8 protein-coding genes are annotated in these 10,846 nt (G+C 71.3%); 2 read left to right on the top strand and 6 right to left on the bottom strand.

The genetic code is table 11. The annotated features are described in order from the left end of the window. Positions 1–222 precede the first annotated feature (222 nt). Positions 223–1,644: an Nramp family divalent metal transporter gene (locus tag ACIA8K_RS05345; protein ID WP_396055202.1), complete on the bottom strand. Its 1,422-nt coding sequence runs from the start codon at positions 1,642–1,644 to the stop codon at positions 223–225. A 189-nt stretch (positions 1,645–1,833) separates the two neighbouring features. On the opposite strand from ACIA8K_RS05345, the gene ACIA8K_RS05340 reads away from it, so the two are divergent. Next, positions 1,834–2,274, top strand: coding sequence for a DUF3307 domain-containing protein (locus ACIA8K_RS05340; protein WP_396055200.1), 441 nt, complete (start codon positions 1,834–1,836; stop codon positions 2,272–2,274). A gap of 29 nt (positions 2,275–2,303) precedes the next feature. Continuing rightward, complete coding sequence (locus tag ACIA8K_RS05335) at positions 2,304–5,390, top strand: BTAD domain-containing putative transcriptional regulator (RefSeq protein ID WP_396055198.1); 3,087 nt, start codon at positions 2,304–2,306, stop codon at positions 5,388–5,390. A gap of 7 nt (positions 5,391–5,397) precedes the next feature. Here the strand turns inward: ACIA8K_RS05335 and ACIA8K_RS05330 are convergent, their stop codons facing one another. From ACIA8K_RS05330 to ACIA8K_RS05310, 5 genes are all read right to left on the bottom strand, one after another. Beyond that, a complete protein-coding gene (locus ACIA8K_RS05330) occupies positions 5,398–6,519 on the bottom strand; it encodes an FAD-dependent oxidoreductase (RefSeq protein WP_396055196.1) in 1,122 nt (373 codons plus the stop codon). Between the two features lie 115 nt (positions 6,520–6,634). Beyond that, the gene (locus ACIA8K_RS05325; RefSeq protein ID WP_396055194.1) at positions 6,635–6,901 is read right to left on the bottom strand and encodes a YggT family protein; all 267 of its coding nucleotides are present in this window, start codon (positions 6,899–6,901) and stop codon (positions 6,635–6,637) included. Positions 6,902–6,988: 87 nt separating this feature from the next. After that, positions 6,989–7,630: a type II toxin-antitoxin system PemK/MazF family toxin gene (locus ACIA8K_RS05320; RefSeq protein ID WP_396055192.1), complete on the bottom strand. Its 642-nt coding sequence runs from the start codon at positions 7,628–7,630 to the stop codon at positions 6,989–6,991. 50 nt (positions 7,631–7,680) lie between these two features. Beyond that, on the bottom strand, positions 7,681–8,445 hold the full coding sequence (locus ACIA8K_RS05315) for a hypothetical protein (RefSeq protein ID WP_396055190.1): 765 nt from the start codon (positions 8,443–8,445) through the stop codon (positions 7,681–7,683). 129 nt (positions 8,446–8,574) lie between these two features. Then, positions 8,575–10,842, bottom strand: coding sequence for a transglycosylase domain-containing protein (locus ACIA8K_RS05310; RefSeq protein WP_396055188.1), 2,268 nt, complete (start codon positions 10,840–10,842; stop codon positions 8,575–8,577). Positions 10,843–10,846: the final 4 nt, after the last annotated feature.

Genomic DNA, 10,846 nt, shown 5'->3' with positions numbered 1-10,846 from the left:
TGGTGGGTGGTGCTGTTCTTTTTTTTTTTATTCCCCCCCCCCCCCAAATATGCCCCCCCCCCCCCCCCGACACCCCACCCAGCGCAACCCGCGAGACAAAGGTCAGAAGCAGCGAAAAGAGCGAAGCTCTAAACGCAAGCCCCACGGACCAGACGGCCCGCGGGAGCAAGCGAACCCCGACCACAGCGAAAGCGGGTAAATAGTTTCGAGATCTTGAGTCTCCTACCCGAGCCAATCGACGAGCTTCCCCCCTTGTTGCCAGATCGTAAGCACCGAGAAGACGCCGAACAGAAGCACCGACCACACGAGCGCGACGATCCGCCAAAGGCGGGGACGGATCTCGGGCGGAAGCACGCGGCGGTTGAGGAGGAGAAGGAGAGCCGAATAGATGAACATCATGAGGCCGCCCACGCAGGCCGCGATGACAAGGAGGGGTAGAGGCTGATTGAGCCCCGCGAGCAGGACGATTATGCCGATGGTGACGAGGCCCCAGACGAGGGTGAAGTAGATGCGGTTTTCGGAGCGGGAGGGGAGGTAGCTGGTTTTGAGGACGTCGGCGGCGAGGCGGCTTGTGTAGTCGACGATGCCGAGGGCGGCGGCGAAGAGGGAGAAGGCGCCGATTGTCCAGAAGAGGGTGCCGAACCAGGGGCCGATTGTGGTTTTGAGGGTTTGGCCTTCGATGCGGAGGAATTCGACGCTGTTGGCGAGGCCGGGGGTGCCGTAGACGGTGGAGTAGGAGAGGAGGGACATCAGGGCGATGGTGACGAAGGAGATGAGGGCGAAGGTGAGGGCCTGTTCCTGGTTGGCGAGTTTCCACCAGCGGCGCCAGTGGTTCAGGTTTTCCCGGGTGGGTTCGAAGATGAAGCCGGTGGAGGGGGCTGCTTCTTCGGCGCCGGTGACGGGGCTGACGAGGCGGGGGACGTAGGCGCCCATGCCGTAGCCCTTGTCGCGGATCCAGTTTGACTGGACGAGGTTCTGGCCGCCGCCGGCGCCGGCGAAGACGAGGGCGGAGAGCATGAGGGCGAAGCCGAGTTCGGTGGGGAAGGCGGGGGCGGTGACGGCGGTGGGGAGTTCGGCCCAGGCGTCGGCGGTGATGGCGAAGGCGATGGCGACCACGATGAAGAGGGTGACCAGGATGACTTTGAGGCTTTCGATGCGTTCGAGCGCTGTGTAGATGACCGGCGCGAGGGTGAGGGTGACGCCGATCAGGATCAGCATGCCGATGGCGATCCAGGTGGGGCTGCCGCCGAACAGGTAGGTGACCATGGTGGCGGAGCTGGTGGCCCAGCCGGGCCAGAGGTTCGCGAAGTAGACCATGATCGCGAAGACGAGTCCCCAGTGGCGCCAGAAGCGGGAGAAGCCGGTGAGCGCGGTTTCTCCGGTGGCGAGCGTGTAGCGCTCGATCTCCATGTTGAGGAACCACTGCGTCACGATGCCGACAGCGGCGGCCCAGAGGAAGACCAGGCCCACCTGCGAGGCTATATATGGGTAGAGCACGAACTCGCCGGAGGCGAGGCCGACGCCCGCTGCCACCACGCCGGGGCCGATCACCTTTCGGACCGAGGTGGGTGGTGCGGGGAGATCCCGGACCACGACTCCGGGGAGGTGACGTGCCGGGAATCGGCCGGCTGCGTTGTCGGTCACGGAGGCTCCCTTTCGCGCTGCGGAAATGGGCGGCCCTCTATACCCTCGACGAAATCCGGCTGAAACGTCACGGTGCCTCCATCCGGGGCATTACGCGATGTTCACCACATTTGTCCCGAGTGTCGGATGGTGCGCAGCGGTGACGGTCCAGAGCACGGACGATGTGGATAACCGGCGGAAAGGCCCTCCATGATCGAGCACCCGCTCATCGCCCAGCAGCTGACCTTCGTCATCACACTGCTGGCGCTGATCGTGGGCCATCAGCTCGGCGACCACGTCATGCAGACCGACCACCAGGCGGCCAACAAGGCAGGCAAGGGCCGTACCGCCGCCGGCGCCATGGCCGGGCACCTCGCCGCCTATCACCTGACGGTCGGGGCCGTGCTCGCCGTCACGGCCTGGGCGATGCACCTGCAGCTGACCTGGCTCGGCGTCGTCGCCGGTCTGCTGTTCAGCGTGGTCACGCACGCGATCCTGGACCGGCGGGCGGTCGTGCGGCTGGTGTTGCAGCACACCGGCTCGCGCGAGTTCGCCGATCAGACCTCGCCGGTCTGCGGGATGTACGTGGCCGACCAGTCCCTGCACTGGGCCTGCCTGCTGGTCTCCGCACTGTTGATGGCACGTCTGTAGAGCGTTCCCGGGCGCGCGATGATTACCGGGTGCGGATCACGACGCTCGGCGTCCTGGCGGTGGATGGGCGGCCGGTCCGTGGTGACCGGCTGGCGGCCGTGATCAGGGAGCTTCTCGACGCCAGGGGTGGCTCGGTCTCCACCGGCGCCCTGATCGACGCGGTCTGGCCGGAGGAGCCGCCCGACGACGCCCCGGGGGCGGTGCAGGCCCTGATCGGGCGGGTACGCCGACTCGGCGTGCCGGTGCGCACGGGGCCCGGCGGCTACCGGGTCCCGGCCGACGCGGTGGAGATCGACGCGGTCACGGCCCGGGGGCTGGTGGACCGCGGCCGGCAGGCGCTGGCGGCGGGGGATACGGCCGGTGCACGGGAGCATGCGGACCGGGCGCGGGCACTGTTCCCGGAGGCGCCGGAGCTCGGCGACCGGCTGTTCGGCGACGTCGTGAACCTCCGGGCGGAGGCCGCACTGGCCGGTGGTGGCGCGATCGACGAGACGGACCTGCGACGGCTGGCCACCCGCACACCGCCCGACGAACCGGCCGCCGCGCTGCTCGTACGGGTCCTCGCGGCCCAGGGACGCGACGCCGAAGCCCTCGACCTGGTCGAGCGGGTGCGCACCGATCTCGCTGACCGCTACGGCGCGGATCCGTCACCTGTGCTCGCGGAGACCCAGGTGGCGCTGTTACGCGGGCAGTTGGTGGCCGTCCGCCCCGCGTTGCCCGCGACCTGGCACCGGGTAGCGACCCCGCTTGTGGGCCGTGCCACGGATCTCGCCGCCGTCGGTGAGGCGCTCCGGGCCGCCCCGGTGGTGACCGTCGTCGCCGCCGGTGGTGCGGGCAAGACCCGGCTCGCTGCCGAGATCGCCCGATCGGCCCATCGCTCCGGGCCGGTCCGCGTCGTCGAGCTGGCAGGTCTGCGCGCGCCGGACGAGGTGCTGCCCGCGGTGCTCGCGGTCCTGCACGATGCGGGCCCACATGGCGCGGGCCCACATGGCGCGGGTTCGCATACGGAACGGCTGCGGGCCCTCGGTTCCGCGCTGGACGGGCTGCTCGTGCTCGACAACTGCGAACACGTCCTCGACGCGGTGGCGGCCGTGGTGGCCGACCTGCTGGCCGTGGCGTCGCCCGCGGTCAGCGTGCTCGCCACCAGCCGGGCGCCGCTCGGCCTGATCGGCGAGGTGGTCCACCGGCTGCCCGCGCTGCCCGACGACGAGGCGCTCGCGCTGCTCGACGCGCGGGTCCGGGCTGGGGGAACGGCGCCGGACTGGCCGCGGGACCGGGCGCTGACGCTCGTGCGCCGGCTCGACAACCTGCCGCTCGCAGTGGAGCTGGCCGCCGCCCGGCTGCGGCACCTGCCGCTCGACGACGTGCTGGCCGGGCTCGGCGACCGGTTCGCGCTGCTCGACGACGCGCTGCGCGGGCTGCCGGAACGGCACGCCGGCCTGTGGGCGCTCGTGGACTGGAGCTGTGCGCTGCTTGCCCCTGCCGAGCGGCGTCTGCTGGAACGGCTGGCCGTCCTGCCAGGCCGGTTCACCGCTGACCTCGCGCAGGCGGTAGCGGGCGGCGCCGACGCGCGTCGTGGCCTGTCGATCCTGGTCGAGCAGTCGCTGCTCCAGCTGGACGAGGGCCGGTACCGGATGCTTGAGACGGTCCGTGAGTACGGCGAGGCCGGATTGGACCCGGACGGGCGCGCGATCGCCCTGGCCGGGCTGGTCAGGTGGGCCGGCGAGCGGGCGGTGGCGCTGGCCGCGGACTTCATCGGCCCGGCGCAGGTCGATGCGCTGGTCGCGTGCGCGTCCGACCAGGACAACCTGGTCGCCGGCCTGCGCTGGGCGTGGGACCACGACGACGAACCGGCGGCGGTCGACATCGCCCTCGCGCTCGTCCAGCTGTGGACCGTGCACGGGCGGCACCTCGAGGCCGGGCGGTGGGCGGGAACGTTGCTGCACCTGGACGCGCCCTCGGCCCGGCACCGGTCGGGCATCCTGCACGGCCGGGCCAGTGGCCGCCCGCTGCCGCACGCGGACCGGCTCGCGTGGCTCTGCGTGCTGATCGCCGTCAACGCGGGAAGTGCCGGCGCGATGCGGCTCATCGCGCTGGCCCGCCGTGCGCTGCGGACGGTGATCCGGGAGCGCCCGGGGGAGGTCTCGGCACGGATCACCGCGCTTGCGGCAGCGCTGCCGGGACTGGCGCGGGCGGACCCAGACCGGAGTCTTGCGGACGCGGCGACCCTGATCGCGCACGAGGACCCGTACGTCCAGGGGATGGGCTTCTTCTTCCGGGCGGTCCTGGCCCGGAGCGCCGACGCCGAGGCCGCCTACCGCCGGTTCGAGGCGGTCGGTGACCACTGGGGGATGGGGATGGCCGCCCATGCCGCAGGGCACGCGACCGGCGCCGGGCCGCGCGCGGACGAGTGGCTGCGCCGCGGTGAGCGTCACCTGAAGCTGGTCGGGGCCGCCCAGGACGCCCGGTCCACCCGGGTGCTGCTCGACACCCGGCTGGCGCTCGCGGACGACGCGGAGGCCGAGCGCCGGCTGCGTGCGGTGGCTGACTCGGGCCGGCCGGGCGAGACCGGCCGGCCGGGGTCCGACGAGACCGACGCCCATCAGGCCCGGCTCGCCCTGGCTCAGCTGGCCTTGCGCCGTGGGCGGTTCGACGAGGCCCTGACCCACGCGGACGCGCTGTCGGGGATGCTCGCGGCGCTGCCGTCGCCGGCCGTGTTCCGGATCGCGGTCGCCGTCCTCCACCTGTGGGTCGCCGAGGCGCACCCGGCGAGCGGCGCCGAGACATGGGCCACCGATGCGCTGCGGCAGTCCCGCGCCGAGGTGCTGGCCGCCGGCGACCGTCCGCTGCTCGGCGCGTGGGCGATGGGCGGCGCGGAGCTGGCCGCCTTCCGCGGCGACGGGAGGACAGCGCGCGAGCTGTGGGCGCTTGGTACGCGGGTCGGCGCGAACGTCAGCCGGTTCTCCCCGCCGGGACACGGCGCCCGGCTCGCGGCGGTCCTGGGCGACCAGGAGAGCCGCGAGCCGTTCCGCACGGCGGCCGGCGCGCTGACCGGGACCGCCCTCCATCACCGCATCCGCGAGCTGATGGACGGCCTGTTGGCCCTGGGACCGTAGGGCCGGGTCAGGAGAAGAGGCGGATCAGCTCTTCGGCCGCGTTCTCGCCCAGCAGGATCTCGGCGGTGCCCGCCCCCTCCGCGTTCGCGGCGGCGCTGCGCGGGAACATCGCCAGCTCGTAGGCGGTGAGTGCCGCCTCCACGTCGCCCGGGTGGGCCGCGATCGCCGCGCCGAGCTCTGCGCCGTCCTCCATCGCCAGGTTGGCGCCCTCGCCGTTCGGCGGCTGCACGTGGGCGGCGTCGCCGAGAAGTGTCACGCCCGGCACCCGGTCCCAGCGGAAGTCGGCAGGCAGCCCGTAGTGGGGGCGGTAGACCGGGGCGGTGTCGCTGTCGGTGATCAGCGCGGTCAGTTCGGGCGCCCAGCCGTCGAGTTCCCGGGCGATCCGCGCGGTCGCCGCGGCCGGGTCGGCGAAGTCGATAGCGGCGAACCACTCAAGCGGCCGGGACAGCCACAGGTAGGCGTGCAGGTTCCCGTCGGCCTCGCGGTGGACCAGGAGGACCTTGCCGCTCACGTCGGCGTCGAACACGAACAGCGACCCGCCGCCGACCGCCTTCGCGGTGGCCGGGTGGCGGTTGACGCCGTCGACCAGGAACGTCTCGACTGAGGAGTTGCCGGCCCAGGTGGGCGTGGTGTCCGACAGCAGCGGCCGGACCCGCGACCAGGCGCCGTCCGCGCCGATCAGCAGGCCGGTGGTCGTGGTCGTGCCGTTGTCGAAGGCGACCTCGTGGCGGCCGCCGCCGAGCGCGCGCACGCCGGTGACCCGGTGGCCCCACCGGACGGTGCCGGCCGGGAGCGAGTCGAGAAGCATCTGCCGTAGCGCGCCGCGTTGTGCCTCAGGGCTTCCGCCGCCGTCGGCCCGGTCGAACAGGATCGTGCCGTCCCGGTCGAGGACCCGCATGGCCTCGCGGCCCTCCAGGACGATCGCGCGGAACTCGTCGATCAGCCCGGCCGCCTCGAGTGCGGGCTGGCCGTTGTAGTCGTGGATGTCGAGCATGCCGCCCTGGCCGCGGGCGGTCGCCGAGGCGTCCGCCTCGTAGACGGTGGACGGGATGCCGTGCACGTGCAGGACCCGGGCGAGCGTGAGACCGCCGAGGCCGGCGCCGATGATGGTGATCGAGGTGTCGTTCATGGCTCCGAGACTGCGCGGGCCCACCGACACGGCGCCGATATGCCACCGATACGTAAAGCCCGGGGCGGAGCCGAGGGCTCCACCCCGGGCTACCCAACCCCGGAGAACGTCTGGATCAGATGATGGCCTGCAGCAGGAGCACCACCGCGAAGACGACGATGAAGGACAGGTCGATGCCGACCGCGCCGAACCGGACCGGCGGCAGGATCTTCCGGACCGGCGCGAGGACGGGCTCGGTCACGGCGTAGACCACTGTGATCGCGCGGGCACGGAAGGAACCCGGCATGGAAGGCCCGGCCAGCACCGTGCTCCAGTCGAGGAGCGCGCGTGCGATGAGCACGAACTGAAACACTGTCAGGACCGCGCTGATCAGGGCGAACATGGTTACCTCCTGGGTACGTCACCCAAGAGTGCGGTAATTTCCTGAGACCCGGCTGGGTACCCGGCTGAGGACTGGCTGTGAGACGGCTCAGGCCCAGTTGTACGTGTGGCGGAGCACGTCGGCGATCCGGTCGAAGCGGGCCCGGTCGAGGACCGCGCCCTCACGGCGGATGCCTGCTTCGTCGACCTGGATGACGCGGTCGAGGCGGACGAAGCTGGGCCGCTTCTCCCGGTCCCACTCGCCGGGGCCGAGCGCGAGCCAGTGTCGCTGACCCTGGCGCTCGCTCTGGCTGGAGAGCATCAGGCCGAGAAGCAGCTTGCCGTCACGGCCGACGACAAGCACCGGGCGGTCCTTGCCCTGCGAGGGGTCCTCCTCGTAGGCGACCCACGTCCAGACGATCTCACCCGGGTCGGCCTGGCCGTCGAGCTCCGGCGCGTAGGCGAGCTGGCGGCCCTTGCGGATGCGCGCGGTGGCGGGCGTGGGGCGCGCGGGGCTGCCCTCGCGGCCGGTACCGGGACGGCCGGAGACACGCCGGCGCAGGCGGCCCGCGTTCTCCCGGATGCTGCCCCGCTGCGGGGGCGGGGAGGGCTTGGCCGTGGAAGCCGGCGGAGCCTTCGGCGGCGCTGGGGAGGGCCGGGGTGCGGGCGCCTTCGGAGCCGGGGCCGGAGGAGGAGCCTCGGAGGTACGTCCGGTCAGCCAGTTGAGGATTGCCCGCAGAATTCCCGCCATGACCGGCACCCTACGGGCCGTGTGCCACCCCCGCGACGCGCGGGCGGCTCCTACTTCGCTTGGTAGCCGATGACGGACGGTGCGTAGGTGGCGATCGTGGTCTGCCCGTACGCGTCGGTGACCCGGTAGCGGATCGGCGGGACCGGGCCGGGTGCGGTGCCGCGTGCGGGCGTGAAGGTCACGAACCCGGCCGCGGAGATGAGTGTCGGGTCGAACGGCCGGCCCTCCTCGGCGGCCACGCCGGAGATGGCGGCCAGCGAGTACTCGCCGTGCGGGGAGGACGGGGACGCGAGCTCCTTGCCGTCCGCGTCGACGTAGCCGATCCCGCCGCCGGGCGGCAGCGGCACCTGGACGCTCTGCTCGATGCCGGGGCGCCCGGTGCTGGTCAGGTCCGTGAGCGAGGGCGGCGCCGGGCGGGTCACGGTCGGCGTGTACGTGGTGGTGTGCTTCTCGCCGGCCGGGTCGGTGAGCTCGATCGTTACCGGGTCCGCCGCGCCGAGGAAGCCAAGCGTGGGCGTGTAGCTGATCGTGGTCGCCGACTCGCGCGCGTAGAAGCCGTTCGTGACGACCACGCAGTCGGTGTAGTCCGGGTGCCGGTCCGCCAGCTGCATGGTCCAGCCGGCCGGCAGTGCAAGCGTGATCTGCTGCTTGACCAGCCCGGCCGCGGACGATGTGTGCGGCTGCCAGACCGGTGCGATCTCGGTGGCACCGGCGGGCGCGGCGGCGGCGGGCGCGGCCGCGAGGAACGGCCAGGCCAGCGCGGGCGCGGCGAACACGGCGGCGGTGGCGAACGTCAGCGATCGTGGAGTCGGCACCGGCTCAGGATAAACGCCTATAAGCCGCCTATCGGGTCAACTACGGGGGAGTCGGACCAGAAAACCCATCCGGGGGTACGCCAGCGCGTGGCGTACCCCCGGATGGGTTTATGTGTTGATCGTCAGAGGTCAGCGCGGGCCGTTGTTGCCCCGCCCGCCGCCACCGTTGCCGGGCGGCGTCGACTTGGCCGGGGCCGGGGCGGTCTCCGGCCGGGACGGGTTGCCGGACTTGAAGGCGATCTTCGCGCTGGGGGCGTTGAAGTTCTTCTTCTCCTGGCCCTTCAGCACGTCGCGCATGGTCTTCGCGACCGCCGCGATGACCTCCTTCTGCACCTCGGCGCCGACGGCGTCGCGAGGGCTGTCCGGGTTCACCGCGATGCCGGCGATGGCCAGCTGCGGGGTGAAGCCGATGAACGACTCCGTCTCGTTGGCCGAGGAGCTACCGGTCTTGCCGGCCATCGGGCGGTCGATCATGTCCCGCACCTGGACCGAGGTGCCGTTGGTGCAGGAACCCTGCTGCGGCTGCTGGCCGAGCGGGCAGCGGGCCGCGTCGGTGGCGGCACGGGCCACGTCCTTGTCGATGACCTGCTTGCAGTCGGCCTGGGCGGCCTTCGCGGCCGCCTCGCTTGCCGCGCCGGTGGTGTCGATGATCGAGACGACAGGCGTGGGTGCGCAGTACTTGCCCTCGGCGGCGACCGTGGCGTATGCGTTCGCCATGTCGAGCGGGGTGGTGCTGGAGACGCCGAGCGTGAACGTGCCCCAGGTCCTGGCCCGGTCCGGCGAGGTGTACTGCGCGTCGTTGTTCCGGAACTTGATGCCGAGCCGCTGCGCCATCTCGACGGCCTTGTCCGCGCCGACCGTCTCCTCGAGCTTCACGAAGAACGTGTTCGAGGACTTGCCGAAGCCGGTCCACATATTCTGGTAGCCGTCCTGGTAGCTCGAGTTCGCGTTGCTCGGGCACCACATGCCGGCACAGCTGGGGTCGCCGCTGATCGGGTAGATCGACTTGTACGGCGACTTCGTGGTGAAGCCCTTGTCAAGCGCGATGCCGTTCTCAAGCGCGGCAAGCATGACGAACATCTTGAACGTCGAGCCGAACTGGTAGCCCGCCGAGTCCTCGGAGCCGGCGACCAGCTGGTTCACCGTGTTCGGGTACTTCTTGCCGCCCGGGTTGTCCGCGATGCTGTAGTGCCTGTTGATCGCGAGCGCCTTGACCTTGCCGGTGTTCGGCTCGATCGCGGCGAACGGCGCGGCCTTCGGGTTGTTGAAGTCGTAGATCTTCTTCGCCTCGTCGGCCAGCCGGTTCTGGATGTTCGCGTCCATCGAGGTGACGACCCGGAAGCCGCCCTTCTTCAGCGCGTCGTACCGCGCTGCAGGCGTGGAGCCGAACTCCTCCTGCTCCTGCCACCAGGAGACGAAGTAGTCGCAGAAGAAGCCCCAGCTGTTGTGCGCCTCGGAGACCGCTGTGCAGTTGCTCGGCGCGCGGCTCGGCTTGAGGTTCAGCGGCTCGGCGATCGCCGCGTCCGCCTCGGCCTGGGTGATCGCCTTGGTGCCGACCATCGCGCCGAGCACGTAGTTGCGGCGGTTGAGCGCCTCGGCCTCACCGTTCTCGCCGACCGGGTTGTACTCGTCCGGGGACTGGACGAGGCCCGCGATCATCGCGGCCTGGCCGAGCGTGAGCTTGTCCGCGGTGGTGGAGAAGTACGCGTTCGCGGCGGCGGAGATGCCGTACGCCTTGTTGCCGAAGTACGCGATGTTGAGATAGCGGCGGAGGATCTCCGGCTTCTCGAGCGAGTCCTCGATCGTGACCGCGAACCGGATCTCCTGCAGCTTGCGGCCGGTGGTCTGCTCAAGCGCGGCCTGCCGCTCCTCCTCGGTGATGCTCGGGTCGTTCTTGAGCACGTTACGGACGTACTGCATGGTGAGCGTGGACGCGCCCTGGGAGACCTCGCCGCCCTGCGCGTTCGACACGAAGGCGCGGACCAGGCCCTTCACGTCCACGCCGCCGTGCACGTAGAAGCGGGTGTCCTCGGCCGCGACGATCGCGTCCTTCATGACCTTCGCGATGTCGTCCGCGTCGAGGTCGGTCCGGTTCTCCTCGTAGAACTGCGTGATCACGGTCTTGCCGTCGTTCGCGTAGACGTACGACGTCTGGGCGGTCGGCGGCGTCTGCAGGGCGCTCGGCAGGTCCTCGAACGAGTCGCTGGCCAGCTTCGCCGCAAGGCCCGCAGTGGCGCTCGCGGGCAGGGCGGCCCCGGCCACCACTGCGCCGCCCACCAGGCCGAGCATCGCCAGGGTGAGCACCTTGCGGGCTATGGAGAGCGTGGTGCGTGCCTTGCCGGGGGCCGCGGTCGCCGGGGGGGTCTCCGGGACGGGCGGTTTAGCCGGTACCTGCATTGCG

This window comes from Catenuloplanes sp. NPDC051500, assembly GCF_044454585.1.
In the GTDB taxonomy this organism is placed as follows: Bacteria; Actinomycetota; Actinomycetes; order Mycobacteriales; family Micromonosporaceae; genus Catenuloplanes.
Note: the sequence above shows the minus strand (reverse complement) of the source record. Positions and strands in the feature narration are given on the sequence as shown.

Bases quoted from the DNA above. Each gene is read 5' to 3' on its own strand.
- ACIA8K_RS05330 (WP_396055196.1), bottom strand. From the start codon at position 6,519: ATGAACGACACCTCGATCACCATCATCGGCGCCGGCCTCGGCGGTCTC.
- ACIA8K_RS05310 (WP_396055188.1), bottom strand. From the start codon at position 10,842: ATGCAGGTACCGGCTAAACCGCCCGTCCCGGAGACCCCCCCGGCGACC.
- ACIA8K_RS05325 (WP_396055194.1), bottom strand. From the start codon at position 6,901: ATGTTCGCCCTGATCAGCGCGGTCCTGACAGTGTTTCAGTTCGTGCTC.
- ACIA8K_RS05340 (WP_396055200.1), top strand. From the start codon at position 1,834: ATGATCGAGCACCCGCTCATCGCCCAGCAGCTGACCTTCGTCATCACA.
- ACIA8K_RS05320 (WP_396055192.1), bottom strand. From the start codon at position 7,630: ATGGCGGGAATTCTGCGGGCAATCCTCAACTGGCTGACCGGACGTACC.